We start from the raw sequence: 19,362 nt of genomic DNA on the forward strand, positions 1-19,362 counted from the left end.
GACAGCGGGCGCGGCCGCCAGGCCGGTCCCGGCTAGCGCGTGACGTTCGCCGGCTGCGGCTTACCGGACTCGGCGGGCTCGGGGGCCGGCTTCCGCCTCCCGGGCAGCAGCAGCGCCACCGCGACCGTGCCGATGCCCAGGACCACGGCTCCGACCAGACTGGTGTGTGCCACCGCGTCGGCGAAGGAGGAGCCCACCGCGTCGGCCATCTGCCGTGCTCCACCGGCCAGTTGCTCGGCCTGGGCCTTGAGCTGCCCGGCCTGCCGCGGGTCGCCGGTGTGCGCGGCCTGCTCGGCGAGCTGCCGCGCCTTGTCACCCATGCCCCGCGCCACGGCGTATCCGGCGCCGACGGAGTCCTGGGCGGTCTCCAGGGAGGGCGCGGGCAGCCGGCTGCCGGCCGTGGCGTCGGAGAGGTGGCCGGAGTACGACGTGGCCAGCAGCGAGCCGAGGATGGCGATGCCGAGCGAGCCGCCCAGCTCCAGCGACGTGTCGTTGACCGCCCCGCCGACGCCGAGTTCCGACTCGGGAAACGCCCCCATGATCGCGTCCGTGCAGGGCGAGAGCGCGAGACCGATCGCGAGGCCGAGGACGACCAGGGGCGCGACGAAGTCGCCGTACGCCGAACCGGAGTCGACCCGGGTGAGCAGGGCCAGCGCCGCCGTGCCGCCGACCATCCCGGCCGTGACGGTCCACTTCATGCCGACCCGGGGGGTGAGGTACCCGGTCAGGGCCGCGCCGACGAACACCGCGCCGGCCAGCGGCAGCATCCGCACGCCCGTGTCCAGGGCGTCGTAGCCGAGGACGAACTGCAGGTGCTGCGTCAGGTAGTAGAAGGCCCCGAAGACGGCCAGGAAGAACAGCGCGACGGCGAGGTTGGAGCCCGCGAAGCGCCGGTCGGTGAAGCGGCGCACATCGAGCAGCGGGCGCGGATGGCGCAGTTCCCACACCACGAAGGCGACGAGCCCGGCACCCGCCACGGCCGCGGCCGTGATCGCCTTGGCGCCCCAGCCGAAGTGCGGCCCCTCGATGATCATGTAGACCAGCGCGGCGATCCACACCACGGACAGCAGCCCGCCGCCGTAGTCGATGCGCCCGCGGTCGGCGGCCTTGGACGGCGGGACAAGGACGAACGCGCCGATGAGGGCCAGCGCGGCGACGGGGACGTTGATCAGGAACGTCGACGACCAGCCGTGGTCCTCCAGCAGCGCCCCGGCGACCAGCGGCCCGGCCGCGATGGCGAGTCCGGCCGTGGCGGTCCACAGGGTGATGGCCCGGGCCCGCTCGGCCCGCGGGAAGGTCGCGGCGAGCAGGGACAGCGTGGCGGGCATGATCATGGCGGCGCCCGCGCCCATCACGGCCCGGGCCGCGATGACGGCCGTGGCGCTGTCGGCGAGGTAGCCGGAGACGGCCCCGCCGCCGAACACGAGGAGCCCGAGCACGAGCGCGCCCCGGCGGCTGTACTTGTCGCCGATCGCGCCGAGCAGCAGCATCAGCGCCGCGTACGGGACGGTGTAGCCGTCGATGACCCACTGCAGGTCGGCGCTGGACAGGCCGAGGTCCTCGGTCATGGCGGGCGCGGCCACGGTGAGGGCGGTGTTCGCCATCACGATGATCAGCAGGCTCAGGCAGAGCACGAGCAGCGCCCACCAGCGGCGCGGGTAGGGGCGGTCCATCCTCTCGGCCGGTTCGGTCATGACGAGTCGCATGGCAGGGGGGTGCCTTCCTGACTGATTTGCACATGGGTGTGCATTTACACAACGCTGTGCAATCTACGCCGTTGCACAGCACTGTGCAACTTGCTGTCGGAGGGGCACAATGACGTCCATGACCACGGGCACCACCAGCCGCGCCGACGCCAACCGCCGTCGCATCCTCGATGTCGCCCTCGCCGAGCTGTTGCGGGACCCCGACGCGTCCATGGACCAGATCGCCCGCGCGGCGGGTGTCGTCCGGCGCACGGTCTACGGGCACTTCCCGAACCGCGAGGCGCTCATCAGCACCCTCGTCGACGAGGCCGTGGAGGCCCTCGCGGCCGCGCACGCGGCGGGCCGCGAGGGCGTGGGGGAACCGGCCGAGGCCGTGGCCCGCTCGGTGCTGGCCGTGTGGGAGATCGCCGACCGGTACCGGCTGCTGATCGCGCTCGCCCAGCGCACGGTGACCATGCAGGGCATCAGGGAGCGGCTCGCCCCCGTCCGCCAGACCGCCACCGGCATGCTGCGGCGCGGCCTCGACCAGGGCGTCTTCAGCTCACCCCTGCCGGCCGCGGCCCTGGCGTACGTGCACGAGCAGATGCTGGTGGCGCTGATGGAGGCGGTGAACGACGGGCTCGTGGCAGCAGAAGAGGCGGGCCGCTGCGCCGCGGTCACCATCCTGACCGCGGCGGGCGTGCCCGCCTCGACCGCCACCGAGCTGGTGGCGGAGCTGAACGACTGATCCTTCTTCCGGGGCTGCGACGGTCCGGGCGGCTGAGCGACGGGGGGACACCCAGCCGCCCGGAGTCCTGGGGAGGCGGCGCGGCCGTCAGGCCTTGGCCAGCTCCTTCTCGCCGCCCGGCTCGGGCACCTCGACGTGGTCGTCGCCGGCCGGGCCGCCGTGGCCGTCGTCCAGCAGCGTCTTCTCGTCGAAGGGCAGGTGACCGGCGAGTACCTGGTCGACCCGCTCCCGGTCGATCTCCTTGGTCCAGGTGCCGATCAGCACGGTGGCCACGGCGTTGCCGGCGAAGTTGGTCAGGGCGCGGGCCTCGCTCATGAAGCGGTCGATGCCGACGATGAGGCCGATGCCGTCCACCAGGGCCGGCTTGTGCGACTGCAGACCGCCGGCCAGGGTCGCGAGACCGGCGCCGGTGACACCGGCGGCGCCCTTGGAGGCGACGAGCAGGAAGAGCAGCAGCGGGATCTGCTCGGCGAGGGACATCGGGGTGCCCATGGCGTCGGCGATGAACAGCGAGGCCATGGTCATGTAGATCATGGTGCCGTCGAGGTTGAAGGAGTAGCCGGTCGGGACGGTGATGCCGACCACCGGCTTGCTGACGCCCAGGTGCTCCATCTTCGCGATGAGTCGCGGCAGGGCGGACTCGGAGGAGGAGGTGGACAGGATCAGCAAAAACTCCCGGCCGAGGTACTTGAACAGCGTGAGGATGTTCAGGCCGGAGATCACCCGCAGCAGGACGCCGAGCACGAGGAAGACGAAGAGGAAGCAGGTCACGTAGAAGCCGAGCATCAGCACGGCGAGGCTCTTGAGCGCGTCCAGGCCGGCGGAGCCGGTGACGGCGGCGATGGCGCCGAAGGCACCGATCGGGGCGGCCCACATCACCATGGCGAGGATGCGGAAGACGAGCCGCTGGATGTGCTCGATGCCGCGCAGGATGGGCTGCCCTGCCGAGCCCATGCCCTGCAGCGCGAAGCCGGCGAGCAGCGCGATCAGCAGGGTCTGCAGCACCGACTCGTTGGTGAAGGCGGAGACGATCGTGGTCGGGATGATGCCGAGCAGGAACTCGGTGGTGTCCTTGGCCTCGGCGTCGACCTGCGCGTGCCCGGCGTCCTTGACCGCGTCGGTGACCGCCAGGCCCGTGCCCGGCTCCAGGATGTTGCCGACGACCAGGCCGATGCTCAGGGCGACCAGCGACATCACCATGAAGTAGCCGAGGGCGATACCGCCGACGGCACCGACCTTGGCGGCCTTGCGCACCGAGCCGATGCCCAGCACGATCGTGCAGAAGATGATCGGCGAGATCATCATCTTGATCAGGTTCACGAAGCCCGTGCCGATCGGCTTCAGCTCGACCGCGAAGTCCGGTGCGGCCAGACCCACCGCGATACCGGCGGCGACGGCGATGATCACCGCGATGTAGAGATAGTGCGTGCGGTCCCGCTTGGCCTTGGGTGCGGCAGGTGCCGTATCGGCTGCGCTGGTCACGGCGGCCCTCCTTGACGACGTCGTCGGCATCACCGGCGTGCGGCTCACGTCCGGGAAAAACTCCGGGAAACTCCGGGGAACTGCGAGAAACAGGGAGCGGGGCTCCCGGAGCTGCGTTATGGGGAATGCCGTGACTATGTCGTCCCCTGTGAGCGCGGTCACCCTTCCGTTCATTTAGTTCACAATCGGCCACGGTGCAGACTGACGGGATGCGCCTCACCGTCCCCCGTCCCCGCAGCCTGGCGGGCCAGCTCTTCGCCATGCAGGCCGTGCTGATAGCGGTCGTCGTGGCCGGATACGCGCTGTTCACCTACGTCAGTGACCGCAGCCAGGCCGAGGAGGCCGCGGCGCGCCAGGCCAGGGCGGTGGCGCGGTCGGTCGCCGACTCCCCGTCCGTGCTGGCGGCGACCCGCGCCCCCGACCCGACGGCCGAGCTGCAGCCGTACGCGCTTCGGGTGATGCGGGACACCGAGGTCGACTTCATCACGATCATGGATCCGCGGGGCATCCGCTGGACGCACCCCGACCCGAGACAGATCGGCCAGACCTTCCAGGGCCACACCGACAAGGCGCTGCGCGGCCAGACCTTCACCGAGACCTACACCGGCACGCTCGGCCCGTCGGTCCGGGCGGTCACCCCGATCCAGGACGGCCCAAGGGTGGTCGGCCTGGTCAGCGCGGGCATCCGGGTGGAGGAGATCACCCAGCGCGTCCAGGAGCAGCTGACGGCCCTGCTCGGCGTGGCGGCCGGAGCGCTGGCGCTGGGCGCGGTCGGCACGTACGTCATCAACGCCCGGCTGCGCCGCCACACCCACGGGATGAACGCGGCCGAGCTGAGCCGGATGCACGACTACCACCAGGCCGCCCTGCACGCGGTGCGCGAAGGGCTGCTGATGCTGGACGGGCAGTACCGTGTGGCGTTGATCAACGACGGTGGGCGGGAGCTGCTCGGCGTGGCCGGGGACGTGGTGGGCAGGTCGGTGGCGCAGCTGGGGTTGCCCGCCCCGCTGACGGGCGCGCTGCTGGCCTCGGAGCCGCGGGTGGACGAGGTGCACCTCACCGCCTCCCGGGTCCTGGTGATCAACACCTCGCCGGTGTCGGGCGGCGAGCGGCGCGGTACCGTCGTGACCCTGCGCGATGTCACCGAACTCCAGTCGCTCATGGGCGAGTTGGACTCCGAGCGGGGCTTCACCCAGGCGCTGCGCTCACAGGCCCACGAGGCGGCGAACCGGCTGCACACGGTCGTCTCGCTGATCGAGCTGGGCCGGGCCGAGGAGGCGGTGGAGTTCGCCACGGCCGAGCTGGAGCTGGCCCAGGCGCTCACCGACCAGGTCGTGGCGGCGGTGAGCGAGCCGGTGCTGGCGGCGCTGCTGCTGGGCAAGACCGCCCAGGCGAACGAACGGGGCGTGGAGCTGGTGGTGTCGGAGGACAGCAGCCTCGACGACGGACTGCTGCCGGAGTCCTTGCCGGCGCGGGACCTGGTGACGATCCTGGGCAACCTCATCGACAACGCCGTGGACGCGGCGCAGGGCAGCGTACGGGCCCGGGTGACGGTGGCCGCGTACACCGAGGCAGCGGGCGGCTGCCCGGAGCTGGTGATGCGGGTGTCGGACACGGGGCCGGGCGTGGATCCCGAGCACGCCGAGGCCGTCTTCCAGCGGGGCTTCACGACGAAACCGGCGGGCCCGGGCGGCCGGGGGCTGGGTCTGGCGCTGGTCCGGCAGGCGGCGCACCGGCACGGCGGGACCCTGTCGGTGACGGGTGCCGCCGGCGGCGGGGCACAGTTCGAGGTACGGCTGCCGCTGCGGGAGCCGGGGGCGGTGACCGAGGGCACGGGAGCCGGGACCTCGGTGTCCACGGGCGCTGGAGGCGACGCATGACGAGCGGACCGACGAACGGCCCGAAGGCCATCCGTGTCCTGGTCGTGGAGGACGACCCGGTGGCCGCCGACGCGCACGTCCTCTACGTCGGCCGGGTGCCCGGCTTCGTGGCCGTGGGCAAGGCGCACTCGGGCGCGGAGGCCCGCCGGGTCCTGGAGCGTACCCCCGTCGACCTGCTCCTGCTCGACCTGCACCTGCCCGATGTGCACGGGCTGCAGCTGGCCCGCTCCCTGCGCGCGGCCGGCCACCACGCCGACGTGATAGCGGTGACGTCGGCCCGCGACCTGGCCGTCGTGCGTGAGGGCGTCTCGCTCGGCGTGGTGCAGTACGTACTGAAGCCGTTCACCTTCGCCACCCTGCGCGACCGGCTGGTGCGGTACGCGGAGTTCCACGCGGCGGTCGGGGAGGCCAGCGGCCAGGACGAGGTGGACCGGGCGCTCGCCGCCCTGCGCGCGCCGGGCCCGGCCGCACTGCCCAAGGGTCTGAGCGCGCCGACCCTGGAGCGCGTGACGCTCGCCCTGCGCGACAGCGCGGAGGGCCTCACGGCCGCGGGCGTGGCCGAGACGGTGGGCATCTCCCGCATCACGGCCCGCCGTTACCTGGAGCACCTCGTCGACGCGGGCCGCGCGGCCCGCCGCCCCCAGTACGGCACGGTCGGGCGGCCGGAGTTGCAGTACCGCTGGGTCACCGGCCAGTGACGGTCCATCAGCCGGCGATCGAACCTCCGCACACGCATTGACCTGACTAGACCATTCCTCTTAGGTTCACGACGCAGCCACCCGGCCACAACGAAGTGCGCCCGTAGGAGGTCGTGCCCGTGCGCCCCACCGCCGCCCTCGCTCCCCTCGCCGCCCTGGTCCTCGCCGCCACGACCCTCACCGCGTGCGGTGGGGGCTCCGGCAGCGACCCGGACACCGTGAAGGTCTCCTTCAAGCAGTCCACGGACAACTCCGTGAAGGTGATGGACACCTATCTCGCGGACATCAAGAAGCAGTTCGAGAAGGCCCACCCGGGCAAGAAGGTCGAGCTGGTCCCGATCAAGGCCCCGGACTCGGAGTACTACACCAAGCTCCAGCAGATGCTCCGCTCCCCCAAGACGGCCCCCGACCTGGTCTACGAGGACACGTTCCTCATCAACTCGGACATCACCAGCGGATACCTGAAGCCCCTCGACGCCTACCTCTCCAAGTGGCCGGACTGGAACCGGTTCATCGACACGGCGAAGGCGGCGGCCAAGGGCGAGGACGGCAAGACGTACGGCGTCCCCGACGGCACCGACACCCGCGGCCTCTGGTTCGACAAGGACATCTTCGCCAGGGCCGGCCTGCCCGCCGACTGGCAGCCGAAGACCTGGAACGACGTCCTCACCGCCGCACGCACCATCAAGAAGAAGGTCCCCGGCGTCATCCCGTTCAACGTCTACACGGGCAAGCCGGTCGGCGAGGCCGCCACCATGCAGACCTTCGAGATGCTCCTGTACGGCACCAACGACGGCCGCACGGACCCCCTCTACGACAAGTCCGGCAAGAAGTGGATCGCCGGCGGCCAGGGCTTCAAGGACGCGCTCGCCTTCGTCGAGACGGTCTACGCGGAGAAGCTCGGCCCGGACGTCTCCGACGCGCTCGACCCCAACGTCATGACCCGCGTGCGCGGCGAGTGGCTGCCGCAGGGCAAGCTCGGCATCGCCCTCGACGGCTCCTGGCTCCCGCAGGACTGGCTGCCCGGCAGCGGCCACGAGTGGCCCGAGTGGTCGAGGGAACTGGGCCTGGCCGCCATGCCGACCCAGCACGGCCAGGCGCCCGGCAAGGTGAGCATGTCCGGCGGCTGGACCTGGTCCATTCCCGCCAAGGCCGGCAACCCGGACCTGGCGTTCGAGTTCGTCAAGACGATGCAGACCAAGGCCAACGCGCAGAAGTGGTACATCGCCAACTCCGGCATCGCCGTCCGCGAGGACGTCGCCGAGGACCCGGCCTACGTCGACGCGCAGCCCGGCATCGAGTTCTTCACCGACCTGGTGGCCTCGACGCACTACCGCCCCGCCTACCCGGCCTACCCGAAGGTCTCCACGGCCATCCAGGAGGCGATGGAGAGCGTCACCACGGGTGACGCGTCGGTCGACGAGGCCACGAGCGCCTACACGGACGCCCTGAAGGACGCCACGGACAACCAGGTGGTCGAGCGGTGAGCGAGAGCCGGACCGCATGACTGCCACCGCACCCCGCCCGCCGCTCGCCAAGGCAGCACCCGGGGCCACCCGCCCGGCACGCGGCCCCCGCCTGCCGGTGCGGGCCCTGCCCCTGACCCCCGCGATCGTCCTCCTGCTCCTCTTCCTGGCCGGCCCGATCGCGTACTGCGTCTGGATCGCCTTCACCGACCTCCAGCTCACCGGCCAGGCCGAGGAGTCGTTCGTCGGCTTCGCCAACTTCACCCGGGCCTTCGGGGACGAGGCGTTCCTCAACGCCGTCTGGCTGACGCTGGTGTTCACGGTCCTGTCGTCGCTGATCGGGCAGAACACCCTCGGCCTGGCGCTCGCCGCGCTGATGCGGCGCGCGTCGAAACCGGTGCGCACCCTGACCGGCGGCATCGTGGTCACGGCGTGGGTCCTGCCGGAGGTCGTGGCGGGCTTCCTCCTCTACGCCTTCTTCCGCCGCGAGGGAACTTTGAACGCCGTCCTGGACTGGCTGCACCTGCCCGCCCAGAACTGGCTGTACACCCTGCCCATCCTGGCGGTGTCCTTCGCCAACGTCTGGCGGGGCACGGCCTTCTCGATGCTGGTCTACTCGGCCGCGCTGAACGAGATCCCGCAGGAGATCACCGAGGCGGCCGAGGTCGACGGGGCGGGCGGCTGGCGCCGCATGTGGCACATCACGCTCCCCATGATCCGCCGCTCCATCGGCACGAACCTGATGCTCAACACCCTGCAGACCCTCTCGGTCTTCGGTCTGATCTGGGTGATGACCCGGGGCGGCCCGGGCGGCAGGAGCCAGACGCTGCCGCTGTTCATGTACGAACAGGCCTTCCAGAACAGCCTGATCGGCTACGGCACGGCGGTCGCCCTGCTCCTCCTCCTGGTCGGCTCCCTGTTCTCCCTCGTCTACCTGCGCCTGCTGCGGACGGAGGTCTGACCCGCATGGCCACGCTCGCCTCCCGCCGCACGACCCGCCGCCTCGCCGCGGACGCCGGCCTGCTGGTCGTCGCCGCCGCGTTCGTCCTGCCCCTGGCCTGGGTGGTCCTCTCGGCCCTCGACCCCCACGCGAACCTCCGGGTGAAGGCGCCCGACGGCCTGACCCTGGCCAACTTCGACGCCGTCCTGACCCCCGAGATCACCTTCACCCCCCTGCTCAACAGCCTGATCCTGTGCGGCGGCGCGACGCTGCTGGCGGTGGTCTGCGCGGTCCTGGCCGCCTATCCCCTGTCCCGCTTCCGCTCCCGCTTCAACCGGCCGTTCCTGCTGACGATCCTCTTCGCCACCAGCCTGCCCATCACGGCGATCATGGTCCCGGTCTACGCGCTCTTCGTGCGGGTCGACCTGATCGACACCATGCGGGGCACGATCCTCTTCTTCGCCGCGTCCCAACTGCCGTTCGCCATCTGGCTGATGAAGAACTTCATGGACGGCGTCCCGAAGGAGCTGGAGGAGGCGGCCTGGACGGACGGCGCCTCCTCCTTGCAGTCCCTCGTCCGCATCGTGCTGCCCCTGATGGGCCCGGGCGTGGCCGTGGTGACGGTCTTCTCCTTCGTCATGATGTGGGGCAACTTCTTCGTCCCCTTCATGCTCCTGCTCACCCCCGACCAGATGCCGGCGTCGGTCAGCATCAACGACTTCTTCGGCAACCGGGGCATGGTGGCGTACGGCCAGCTGGCCGCGTTCTCCCTCGTCTACTCCACGCCGGTGATCCTCCTGTACGTCCTGATCGCGAGACGCCTGGGAGGGGGCTTCGCGCTGGGCGGGGCGGTGAAGGGCTGAACAGGACCGGGAAGCAACCGGGAGCGCCGGCTGTTGCTCCTCATGGTCGCGGTGATCACCGCGTTCCACACGAGGGGGAGACATGTCCGTGCGTGCTCTGGTGGTCGATCCGGCCGCGTCCGAAACGGTCCGTCTGGGCGAGGTCGCCGAGCCGGTGCCCGGGCCGGGTCAGGTCCTGGTGGAGGTGTCGCACGCCTCGCTGAACCACGGTGACCTCAACGACGCCCGCTCCGGGCGGGTGCCGGTGGGAGCGGTGCTCGGGTCGGACGCCGCCGGCGTGGTCGTCCGGGCCGCGGCCGACGGGACCGGGCCGGCGGTGGGCACGCGGGTGGTGGCCCTCACCTCGGGGGCGTTCGCCGAGCGCGTCGCGATCGACGTGGGTGCCCTCGCCGAGGTGCCCGGGGGTCTGGACCCGGCCAGGGCGGTGGCCCTGCCGGTCGCCGGGGTGGCGGCTCTGCGCTCGCTGCGGGCCGCCGGACTCGGGCCCGGCAAGCGGGTGCTGGTCACCGGGGCGTCCGGTGGAGTCGGCCGGTTCGCCGTCCAGCTGGCCGCCCGTGCCGGTGCCCGTGTGATCGCGTCCGTCGGCTCGGCCGCCCGCGCGGAGGGCCTGGCCGAGTCCGGCGCCGACGAGGTGCTGGTCGGGCTGGAAGGGCTGCGGGAGCCGGTGGACATCGTCATCGACAGCGTCGGCGGTCCTCAACTGGTCGCCGCCTGGAGCCTGCTCGCGCCCGGCGGCAGTGTCCAGAGCGTCGGCTGGACCTCGGGGGAACCGGCGGTCTTCCCGCCGTACGCGACCGTCGGCCCGGCCAAGTCCCTGTCCTCCTTCGTCATCGACTCGGACGCGGGCGCGGACCTGGCCGTCCTCACCGCGCTGGCCGCCGAGGGGGCCCTGACCGTCGAGACCGGCTGGCAGGGCCCGTGGGACCGGTTCGACGAGGCGGCCGAGGCGCTGCGGGCGCGCCGGATCCGCGGGAAGGCCGTGCTGGAGGTGACGTCCCGCTGAGCGGCGGGGCGGGGGACGGCCCGGCCCTCCCCCGCCCCGGGCCGACCGGCTAGCGCACCAGACACGGCCGCTTCGCGTCGAACGACCACCCCGGCACGAGATACCGCATCGCCACCGCGTCGTCCCGCGCCCCCAGCGCCTTCTTCCGGTACAGCTCGTGTGCGGCCAGCAGCCGGTCCATGTCGAGCGCGACGCCCAGCCCCGGCGCGTCCGGCACCGCGATCTCCCCGTCGACGATCCGCGGCGGGTCCACCGTCAGCCGCTCCAGCCCCTCCTGCCAGATCCAGTGCGTGTCCAGCGCGTTGTACTCCCCCGGCGCCGCCGCCCCGCAGTGCGTCACCATCGCCAGCGAGATGTCGAAGTGGTTGTTGGAGTGACACCCCCACGTCAGCCCCGTCGCCTGGCACAGCTGCGCCACCCGCACCGAGCCCTGCATCGTCCAGAAGTGCGGATCGGCCAGCGGGATGGACACCGACTGCAGGGCGAGCGCGTGCGCCAGCTGCCGCCAGTCCGTCGCGATCATGTTGGTCGCCGTCGGCAGCCCGGTCGCGCGGCGGAACTCCGCGAGGATCTCCCGCCCCGAGTAGCCCTCTTCCGCCCCGCACGGGTCCTCGGCGTACGCCAGCGTCCCGACCAGCGGCCGGCACAGCTCGACCGCCTCCCGCAGCGACCAGGCCCCGTTGGGATCGAGCGTGATCCGGGCGTCCGGGAACCGCCGCTTCAGCGCCCGCACCGCCGCGACCTCCTCGGCCCCCTCCAGCACACCGCCCTTGAGCTTGAAGTCCCGGAACCCGTACCGCGCGTACGCCGCCTCGGCCTGCCGCACGATCGCCTCCGGCGACAGCGCCTCCTCGTGCCGCACCCGGTACCACTCGACCGGGGAGCCGGGCTCGCGCACGTACTCCAGGTCGGTCCGGTCGGCATCGCCCACGTAGAACAGATAGCCCAGCACCCGCACGGACTCCCGCTGCTGCCCGTCCCCCAGCAGCGCCGCGACCGGCACGCCGAGGTGCTGCCCGAGCAGGTCCAGCAGGGCCGACTCGACCGCCGTGACGGTGTGGACGGTGGTCCGCTGGTCGAAGGTCTGCGCACCGCGCCCGCCCGCGTCCCGGCCGGCGAACCGCTCCCCGATCTCCCGCAGCACGCGCTTGTAGTCCCCGACCTTCGCCCCGACGACCAGCGGCTCGGCGTCCCGCAGGGTCTGGGTGATCTGCTCCCCGCCGGGCACCTCCCCGAGTCCGGTCCGCCCCTCGGAGTCGGTGAGGACGACGACGTTGCGGGTGAAGTACGGCCCGTGCGCACCGGAGAGGTTCAGCTCCATGCTGTCCCGTCCGGCGACGGGGTAGACGGCGAACGCCGTGACGGTCGGCTGCTGCCCGATGCTCATCAGGTGCCCTTTCTGCGGCGACGGAAATGATTCACAGACCGAGGACGTCGAGGACCGACTCGGCCACCAGCACCCCGCCGAGCCCGAGCACGGCCAGCACCGTCGTGTAGGACGTGCGCACCTTGATCGCCTCGATGACGGAGAGGTTGAAGTACTCCTTGAACAACCAGAAACCCGGGTCGTTCACGTGGGAGAAGGCGATGGAGCCGCAGGCCACGGCCAGCACCATCACCTCCGGGTGGACCCCGCCGCCCGCGAGCAGGGGCAGCGCCACCCCGGACGCGGTCACGACGGCGACCGTGGCCGAGCCGAGCGCGATGCGCAGGATGACCGCGACGAGCCAGGCGAGGACGATCGGCGAGACGGACCAGCCGTCGGTGACGTCCTTGATGTAGTCGGAGATCCCGCCCTCGACCAGGACGTTCTTGAAGGCCCCGCCCGCGCCGATCACCAGCAGGATCATCGCCATGGCCTGGGCCGCCGACGTGCAGGACGCTCCGACTTCGCTCAGGCTGCGCCCGATCCGCGGCCCGAACGCCCAGACCGCCAGGCACAGCGTCAGCAACAGCGCGATCGGCGCCGAACCGGCGAAGGCGACGGTGTGCAGCAGCGGGCTCTCGCCGGAGGTGGCCATGTCGGTCACGGCGGCGGCCACGATCAGCACCACGGGGAACAGCGCCACGCACAGCGACCAGCCGAGCCCGGGCATCTCCTCCTCGGCGAACTCCCGCTCGCTGACCAGGCCCTTGGGGATCGACGGCGTCAGCCGCGCGACGAACGGCAGACGGGGCCAGGTCAGGGCGATGAGCGCCCCGGCGGGGACCGCGACGAACAGGCCGTAGAACAGGGTGAGTCCGACGGAGGCGTGGAAGGTCGCGGCGACTGCGGTGGGCCCGGGGTGCGGCGGCAGGAAGCTGTGCATGGTGGACAGGGCGATGGACATGGGCAGCCCGACCCACAGCAGCTTGGCCCCGGTGACCCGGACCAGCGTGAACGCGATCGGCACGATGATGATGAACGCGACCTCGTAGAACATGGTGACGCCGATCAGCATGGCCGTGACGACCATGGCCACCTGGACCCAGCGCGGCCCGAAGGCGTCCAGGAGTGTGCCGGCTATCCGCTGCGCGGCACCGGAGTCCCCCATCACGCGGCCGACCATGGCACCGAGCCCGATCGTCAGCATGGTGTCGCCGATCTGGTCCCCGATGCCCTCGGAGAGGACGTCCGGGACGGTCGCCACGGGGATGCCCTGCACGAGCGCGACCCCGACCGCCACCAGGAGCAGCGCCGCGAAGCCGTTCAGCTTCAGCCTGGTCATGAGGAGCAAAAGGATCAGGACGCTGATCCCGACGACGAGCAGAGGCAAGGCAGTTCCCCTTTGAACCGACGACCCATCTCTGTATGCAGACGGCGTCTACGTATGCAGATGGAGGCTAAGTGGGTGAACGGCATGGGTCAATGGTTCGACGATCACGAATCACCTGAGGGGGTACACCCGCCGCGGACCGCGCGAATCGCGCCGCGCCTCCTCCCGCGCGCCCACCCCGCCGGGGAGGTGACGGGGACGCACACGGTTTCGACGCCCGCCCGTGCGCACGGCTTCCGGGACGGCCCCGGCCACGCCCACGACACCGGGGCCCGGGCCGACCAGGGACGCGAATATGCCCGCTGAGCTTGCCGTTCGCCGGAGGCGCGGTCGCTGCGCGAGCCGGTCGCCGCAGCGGACCCGGTCCGCGCCCGTACAACCGTCCATCGGACGGGCCGTCCTCGGTCCCGGCGAACCCGCCGGTAGCCGTAGCTTCCTACAATGCGTGATCCTGGCCGAACCGACCGTAGTCGCCGCAGTCCGGCGCCCTTAGCTTGAGGCCCGTGCGCCGACCTTCACCCCGCCCGAGCGAGCCCTCCCCCACGACTCCGCCCTTCAACGCCCCCGCCGCGCGCCGGCTGCGCGCGGCCCTCGGCATGGCCCCCGAGCACGTCGCCCACGGCATGCGCGTCTCGTACGGGCACCCGCACGTCTCCCCGGACCACGTCATCGCCTGGGAGCGCGGGATCACGGCCCCGTCCGACTCCGAACTCACCGCCCTCGCGGGCGTGCTGTGGTGCTCGCCCGCCGAGCTCATCGGCCGGCCGCGCACCCTGCGCGAACACCGCATCGCCCGCTGCCTCGCCCCCGAGGACGTGGCCCGGGCGGTCGGGCACGACGTCCACGCGTATCTGCGCATGGAGGAGACCGACAGCTGGCGCGGCACCGAGCGCCAGTCCGCCGCGCTGGCCGAGCTGCTCGGCCTCGGCCTGCCCGACTTCGTCACCGTCACCGGCCGCGACGCCCGCCTCGGCGGCCTGCTGCGCAGCGCGGTCACCACCCGCTGGCAGGCCTACGGACGCCCGGTGGCCCGGCTCGTCCCCCTGGACCGGCGGTTCCTGGAGGCGGCCCTGCGGAGCCTGCACGAGGACTACCAGGGGCACATGGCGGCCACCCTGAGCTGGGGCGGCGGCAGCGGTGACGCGGGCGGCGCCGGCCAGGACTTCCTCGACCGGATCGTCGAGCACTTCTGGGCGAAGCTGCGGGACGACGACGGCCGCAAGGGTGGTTAGAAGACCGACTCGGCCTCGTCCATGCGGTCCTTGGGCACGGTCTTCAGCTCGGTCACGGCCTCGGCGAGCGGCACCATCACGATGTCCGTCCCGCGCAGCGCGGTCATGTGGCCGAACCGGCCCTGGTGCGCGGCCTCCACCGCGTGCCAGCCGAACCGCGTGGCCAGCACCCGGTCGTAGGCGGTCGGCACACCACCGCGCTGGATGTGGCCGAGGATGACCGGCTTGGCCTCCTTGCCCAGACGCCGCTCCAGCTCGTGCGCGAGGGCCGCGCCGATGCCCTGGAAGCGCTCGTGGCCGAACTTGTCTATGGCGCCCTTGCCGTAGTCCATGGTGCCCTCGGCGGGGTGGGCGCCCTCGGCGACGCAGACCACCGCGAACTTCTTGCCGCGGGCGAAGCGCTCCTCGACCATCTTCACCAGGTCGGCCGGGTCGAACGGGCGCTCCGGCAGGCAGATGCCGTGCGCGCCGGCGGCCATGCCGGACTCCAGCGCGATCCAGCCCGCGTGCCGGCCCATGACCTCCACGACCATCACGCGCTGGTGGGACTCGGCGGTGGTCTTCAGGCGGTCCATCGCCTCGGTGGCGACGCCGACCGCGGTGTCGAAGCCGAAGGTGCGGTCCGTGGAGGAGATGTCGTTGTCGATCGTCTTCGGCACGCCCACCACGGGCAGCCCCGCGTCGGACAGCATGCGGGCCGCCGTCAGCGTGCCCTCGCCGCCGATCGGGATGAGCGCGTCGATGCCGAACTCGTGGATCATGTCGGAGGCGTTCTCGCAGGCCTCGCGCAGCCGGTCGCGCTCCAGGCGGGACGAACCGAGGATCGTGCCGCCTCGGGCGAGGATGCCGCTGACCGCGTTCAGGTCGAGGGTGCGGTAGCGCCCGTCCAGCAGCCCCGCGTAGCCGTCTTCGAACCCGATGACCTCGTCGCCGTAGTTGTCGACCGCCCGGTGCACGACCGACCGGATCACGGCGTTCAGGCCGGGGCAGTCGCCGCCTGCGGTGAGAACTCCGATACGCATCGTGCTGTGTCTCCTGCTCGCTGTTGACACCGGTGAGCCACTGCCGATTGTTTCACGCTCCGCAGCCCGCTGTGGCACCCCGCTCTGACGGGCGCCTTATCTAGCGAAAGAGGTATTGTCAAGAGGGTTCTGCTCACCTCGGTGGGCGATTTTTGTGCCCCCGGCTGGACAGTCGTCCTGATGTGTACCCCCTCGCGATGAAACGGAGAGCCCGCGTGACCCGCAGCGTGTACGTGACCGGCATCGACCGCGGTGACGGCCGCCAGGTCGTCGAACTGGGGGTCATGGAACTCCTCACCCGCCAGGTCGACCGCGTGGGCGTCTTCCGCCCCCTGGTCCACGACGGGCCGGACCGGCTCTTCGAGCTGCTGCGCGCCCGCTACCGGCTCGCCCAGGACCCCGCGACCGTGTACGGGATGGACTACCACGAGGCGTCCGCCCTCCAGGCCGAGGCCGGCACCGACGAGCTGGTCTCCACGCTCGTCGACCGCTTCCACCGGGTCGCCCGCGACTTCGACGTCGTCCTGGTCCTCGGCACCGACTACGCCGGCACCCAGCTCCCGGACGAGCTGTCGCTGAACGCCCGGCTGGCGAACGAGTTCGGCGCGTCCGTGCTGCCGGTCGTCGGCGGCCGCAAGCAGTCCGTGGAGGCCGTGCTCGCCGAGACGCGCAACGCCTACCGCGCCTACGACACCCTCGGCTGCGACGTCCTGGCGATGGTCGCCAACCGGGTCGCGCGCGAGGACCGCGACGAGATCGCCCGCCAGCTGGACTCCCGGCTCCCGGTGCCCTGTTACGTGCTGCCCGACGAGCCGGCCCTGTCCGCCCCGACCGTCTCGCAGATCAGCCACGCCCTGGGCGCCGAGGTGGTGCTCGGCGACGACTCCGGGCTCGCCCGGGACGTGCTCGGCTTCGTCTTCGGGGGCGCGATGCTGCCGAACTTCCTCGGTGCCCTGACCCCGGGCTGCCTCGTCGTCACCCCGGGCGACCGGGCGGACCTGGTGGTGGGCGCGCTCGCCGCGCACAGCGCCGGCACCCCGCCGATAGCGGGGATCCTGCTCACCCTGAACGAGGTGCCCGGCCAGGACATCCTCACCCTCGCCGACCGTCTCGCGCCCGGCACCCCGGTGCTGTCGGTGACCGGCAACAGCTTCCCCACCGCCGAGCAGCTGTTCTCCCTGGAGGGCAAGCTCAACGCGGCCACCCCGCGCAAGGCGGAGCGGGCCCTCGGCCTGTTCGAGCGCTTCGCCGACACCGCCGACCTCGCGCGCCGCGTCTCCGCGCCCAGCAGCGACCGCGTCACGCCGATGATGTTCGAGCACAAGCTGCTGGAGCAGGCCCGATCCGACCTGCGCCGGGTCGTGCTGCCCGAGGGCACCGAGGAGCGCGTGCTGCACGCCGCCGAGGTGCTGCTGCGCCGGGGCGTGTGCGAGCTGACCCTGCTCGGTCCGGTCGACCAGATCCGCAAGAAGGCCGCCGACCTCGGCGTGGACCTGGGCGAGACGCAGCTGATCGACCCCGCCACCTCCGACCTGCGGGACGGCTTCGCCGAGAAGTACGCGGCCCTGCGCGCCCACCGGGGCGTCACGGTGGAGCTGGCCTACGACGTCGTCTCGGACGTGAACTACTTCGGCACGCTGATGGTCCAGGAGGGCCTCGCCGACGGCATGGTGTCGGGCTCGGTGCACTCCACGGCCGCGACCATCCGCCCGGCCTTCGAGATCATCAAGACCAGGCCGGACGCGGACATCGTCTCGTCGGTGTTCTTCATGTGCCTGGCCGACAAGGTCCTCGTCTACGGCGACTGCGCGGTCAACCCGGACCCGAACGCCGAGCAGCTGGCCGACATCGCCGTCCAGTCGGCGACCACGGCCGCGCAGTTCGGGGTGGAGCCGCGGATCGCGATGCTGTCGTACTCGACCGGCACCTCCGGCTCGGGCGCCGACGTCGACAAGGTGCGCGAGGCCACCGAGCTGGTCCGCTCGCGCCGGCCCGACCTGAAGATCGAGGGCCCGATCCAGTACGACGCCGCCGTGGAGCCGTCGGTCGCGGCGACCAAGCTGCCCGGCTCCGAGGTCGCCGGCCAGGCGAGCGTGCTGATCTTCCCCGACCTGAACACCGGCAACAACACCTACAAGGCCGTGCAGCGCTCGGCCGGCGCGATCGCCGTCGGGCCGGTGCTGCAGGGCCTGCGCAAGCCGGTCAACGACCTGTCCCGGGGCGCCCTGGTCCAGGACATCGTCAACACCGTCGCCATCACGGCGATCCAGGCCCAGACCCCGAGCGAGAAGGCAGCAGCCCAGTGAGTCCGACCCGTGTCCTCGTCCTCAACTCCGGTTCCTCGTCGGTCAAGTACCAGCTGCTGGACATGCGGGACAGCAGCCGGCTCGCGGTGGGCCTGGTCGAGCGGATCGGCGAGCGGACCTCCCGGCTGAAGCACACCCCGGCCGGCGGCGAGAGCCGGGAGCGCGGCGGGGCGATCGCCGATCACGACGCCGCCCTGAAGGCCGTGGCCGAGGAGCTCGCCAAGGACGGCCTCGGCCTGGACTCCCCGGAGCTGGCCGCGATCGGCCACCGCGTGGTGCACGGCGGCAAGTCCTTCACCGAGCCGACCGTGATCGACGACCGGGTGCTCGCCGAGATCGAGCGGCTCATCCCGGTGGCCCCGCTGCACAACCCGGCCAACCTCACCGGCATCCGCACGGCGCAGGCGCTGCGGCCCGACCTGCCGCAGGTCGCCGTCTTCGACACCGCCTTCCACACGACGATGCCGGAGTCGGCCGCGCGCTACGCGATCGACGTCGAGACGGCCGACGCGCACCGCATCCGCCGCTACGGCTTCCACGGCACCTCCCACGCCTACGTCTCCCGGGCCACGGCGAAGCTGCTGGGCAAGGACCCGTCCGAGGTGAACGTGATCGTGCTGCACCTGGGCAACGGGGCGTCGGCCTCGGCCGTGCGGGGCGGTCGCTGCGTGGACACCTCCATGGGCCTGACGCCTTTGGAGGGGCTCGTGATGGGTACGCGCTCCGGAGACATGGACCCGGCCGTCATCTTCCATTTGATGCGTGTTGGGGGAATGTCCGCCGACGAGATCGACACTCTTCTCAACAAGAAGAGCGGTCTGATCGGTCTGTGCGGCGACAACGACATGAGGGAGATCCGCCGCCGCGTCGACGCGGGTGACGAGCGGGCGGAGCTGGCGTTCGACATCTACATTCACCGGCTGAAGAAGTACATCGGCGCCTATTACGCCGTACTCGGGCGGGTGGACGCGATCGCCTTCACCGCGGGTGTGGGCGAGAACGCGGCACCGGTGCGCGAGGCCGCCCTGGCGGGCCTGGAGGAGCTGGGCATCGCGGTGGACGGCGAGCGCAACGCCGCGCGCGGCGACGAGGCCCGGCTGATCTCGCCCGAGGGCGCCCGGGTGGCGGTGGCGGTGGTCCCCACCGACGAGGAATTGGAGATCGCGACACAGACCTACGCGCTGGTAAATGGTTCGGGGAATCACACCTGAGCGGCATCCCGCCCTTTTGTATTTTCCGCCAGACGGAATATTCCGCTGGGAAACAAACCGATAGGATCGC

15 protein-coding genes are annotated in these 19,362 nt (G+C 71.6%); 10 read left to right on the forward strand and 5 right to left on the reverse strand.

The annotated features are described in order from the left end of the window. Nucleotides 1–32: 32 nt before the first annotated feature. Nucleotides 33–1,706 carry an MFS transporter gene (locus tag RIN80_RS04830; protein WP_309094223.1) on the reverse strand — a complete coding sequence of 558 codons (1,674 nt, stop codon included), beginning with the start codon at nt 1,704–1,706 and terminating at the stop codon, nt 33–35. A gap of 109 nt (nt 1,707–1,815) precedes the next feature. On the opposite strand from RIN80_RS04830, the gene RIN80_RS04835 reads away from it, so the two are divergent. Next, nucleotides 1,816–2,433, forward strand: coding sequence for a TetR/AcrR family transcriptional regulator (locus RIN80_RS04835; protein ID WP_309094224.1), 618 nt, complete (start codon nt 1,816–1,818; stop codon nt 2,431–2,433). A gap of 87 nt (nt 2,434–2,520) precedes the next feature. On the opposite strand, the gene RIN80_RS04840 is transcribed toward RIN80_RS04835, so the two are convergent. Beyond that, nucleotides 2,521–3,915: a cation:dicarboxylate symporter family transporter gene (locus RIN80_RS04840; RefSeq protein ID WP_309094225.1), complete on the reverse strand. Its 1,395-nt coding sequence runs from the start codon at nt 3,913–3,915 to the stop codon at nt 2,521–2,523. Between the two features lie 209 nt (nt 3,916–4,124). On the opposite strand from RIN80_RS04840, the gene RIN80_RS04845 reads away from it, so the two are divergent. The 6 genes from RIN80_RS04845 to RIN80_RS04870 all read left to right on the forward strand — a co-directional run bounded on the left by RIN80_RS04845 (nt 4,125) and on the right by RIN80_RS04870 (nt 10,765). Further along, nucleotides 4,125–5,795, forward strand: a complete 1,671-nt coding sequence (locus RIN80_RS04845) for a sensor histidine kinase (RefSeq protein WP_309094226.1) — start codon at nt 4,125–4,127, stop codon at nt 5,793–5,795. Then, nucleotides 5,792–6,493 (forward strand): response regulator, encoded by a 702-nt coding sequence (locus tag RIN80_RS04850; protein WP_309094227.1) that lies wholly within the window; start codon nt 5,792–5,794, stop codon nt 6,491–6,493. Before RIN80_RS04845 ends, RIN80_RS04850 begins: the two co-directional genes overlap by 4 nt. 119 nt (nt 6,494–6,612) lie before the next feature. Continuing rightward, nucleotides 6,613–7,980, forward strand: coding sequence for an extracellular solute-binding protein (locus tag RIN80_RS04855; protein WP_309094228.1), 1,368 nt, complete (start codon nt 6,613–6,615; stop codon nt 7,978–7,980). Nucleotides 7,981–7,996: 16 nt separating this feature from the next. Next, nucleotides 7,997–8,920, forward strand: a complete 924-nt coding sequence (locus tag RIN80_RS04860) for a sugar ABC transporter permease (RefSeq protein ID WP_309094229.1) — start codon at nt 7,997–7,999, stop codon at nt 8,918–8,920. A 5-nt stretch (nt 8,921–8,925) separates the two neighbouring features. Next, nucleotides 8,926–9,762: a carbohydrate ABC transporter permease gene (locus RIN80_RS04865; protein ID WP_309094230.1), complete on the forward strand. Its 837-nt coding sequence runs from the start codon at nt 8,926–8,928 to the stop codon at nt 9,760–9,762. 88 nt (nt 9,763–9,850) lie between these two features. After that, on the forward strand, nt 9,851–10,765 hold the full coding sequence (locus RIN80_RS04870; protein ID WP_309094278.1) for a zinc-binding dehydrogenase: 915 nt from the start codon (nt 9,851–9,853) through the stop codon (nt 10,763–10,765). Nucleotides 10,766–10,814: 49 nt separating this feature from the next. On the opposite strand, the gene RIN80_RS04875 is transcribed toward RIN80_RS04870, so the two are convergent. Continuing rightward, nucleotides 10,815–12,152, reverse strand: coding sequence for an enolase C-terminal domain-like protein (locus RIN80_RS04875; RefSeq protein ID WP_309094231.1), 1,338 nt, complete (start codon nt 12,150–12,152; stop codon nt 10,815–10,817). Between the two features lie 31 nt (nt 12,153–12,183). Then, nucleotides 12,184–13,521: a gluconate:H+ symporter gene (locus RIN80_RS04880; protein WP_309094232.1), complete on the reverse strand. Its 1,338-nt coding sequence runs from the start codon at nt 13,519–13,521 to the stop codon at nt 12,184–12,186. Nucleotides 13,522–14,024: 503 nt separating this feature from the next. Between RIN80_RS04880 and RIN80_RS04885 the strand changes: the two genes are divergently transcribed. Beyond that, nucleotides 14,025–14,753 carry a helix-turn-helix transcriptional regulator gene (locus tag RIN80_RS04885; RefSeq protein ID WP_309094233.1) on the forward strand — a complete coding sequence of 243 codons (729 nt, stop codon included), beginning with the start codon at nt 14,025–14,027 and terminating at the stop codon, nt 14,751–14,753. Here RIN80_RS04885 and RIN80_RS04890 read toward each other — a convergent pair. Next, a complete protein-coding gene (locus RIN80_RS04890; RefSeq protein ID WP_309094234.1) occupies nt 14,750–15,775 on the reverse strand; it encodes an ATP-dependent 6-phosphofructokinase in 1,026 nt (341 codons plus the stop codon). The genes RIN80_RS04885 and RIN80_RS04890 overlap by 4 nt on opposite strands. A 215-nt stretch (nt 15,776–15,990) precedes the next feature. On the opposite strand from RIN80_RS04890, the gene pta reads away from it, so the two are divergent. Together pta and RIN80_RS04900 are read left to right on the forward strand one after the other, a co-directional pair. Further along, a complete protein-coding gene (gene pta / locus RIN80_RS04895) occupies nt 15,991–18,081 on the forward strand; it encodes a phosphate acetyltransferase (RefSeq protein WP_309094235.1) in 2,091 nt (696 codons plus the stop codon). Continuing rightward, entirely contained in the window at nt 18,078–19,292 is a 1,215-nt protein-coding gene (locus RIN80_RS04900; protein WP_309094236.1) for an acetate kinase, read from the forward strand. Before pta ends, RIN80_RS04900 begins: the two co-directional genes overlap by 4 nt. Nucleotides 19,293–19,362: the final 70 nt, after the last annotated feature.

Origin of the sequence: Streptomyces sp., assembly GCF_031181705.1 — a bacterium.
Taxonomy (GTDB): Bacteria; Actinomycetota; Actinomycetes; order Streptomycetales; family Streptomycetaceae; genus Streptomyces.

Excerpts from the sequence above, each read along its gene's own strand:
- RIN80_RS04875 (WP_309094231.1), bottom strand. The coding sequence starts at position 12,152 with ATGAGCATCGGGCAGCAGCCGACCGTCACGGCGTTCGCCGTCTACCCC.
- RIN80_RS04835 (WP_309094224.1), top strand. The coding sequence starts at position 1,816 with ATGACGTCCATGACCACGGGCACCACCAGCCGCGCCGACGCCAACCGC.
- RIN80_RS04860 (WP_309094229.1), top strand. The coding sequence starts at position 7,997 with ATGACTGCCACCGCACCCCGCCCGCCGCTCGCCAAGGCAGCACCCGGG.
- RIN80_RS04890 (WP_309094234.1), bottom strand. The coding sequence starts at position 15,775 with ATGCGTATCGGAGTTCTCACCGCAGGCGGCGACTGCCCCGGCCTGAAC.
- RIN80_RS04845 (WP_309094226.1), top strand. The coding sequence starts at position 4,125 with ATGCGCCTCACCGTCCCCCGTCCCCGCAGCCTGGCGGGCCAGCTCTTC.
- RIN80_RS04850 (WP_309094227.1), top strand. The coding sequence starts at position 5,792 with ATGACGAGCGGACCGACGAACGGCCCGAAGGCCATCCGTGTCCTGGTC.
- RIN80_RS04865 (WP_309094230.1), top strand. The coding sequence starts at position 8,926 with ATGGCCACGCTCGCCTCCCGCCGCACGACCCGCCGCCTCGCCGCGGAC.
- RIN80_RS04830 (WP_309094223.1), bottom strand. The coding sequence starts at position 1,706 with ATGCGACTCGTCATGACCGAACCGGCCGAGAGGATGGACCGCCCCTAC.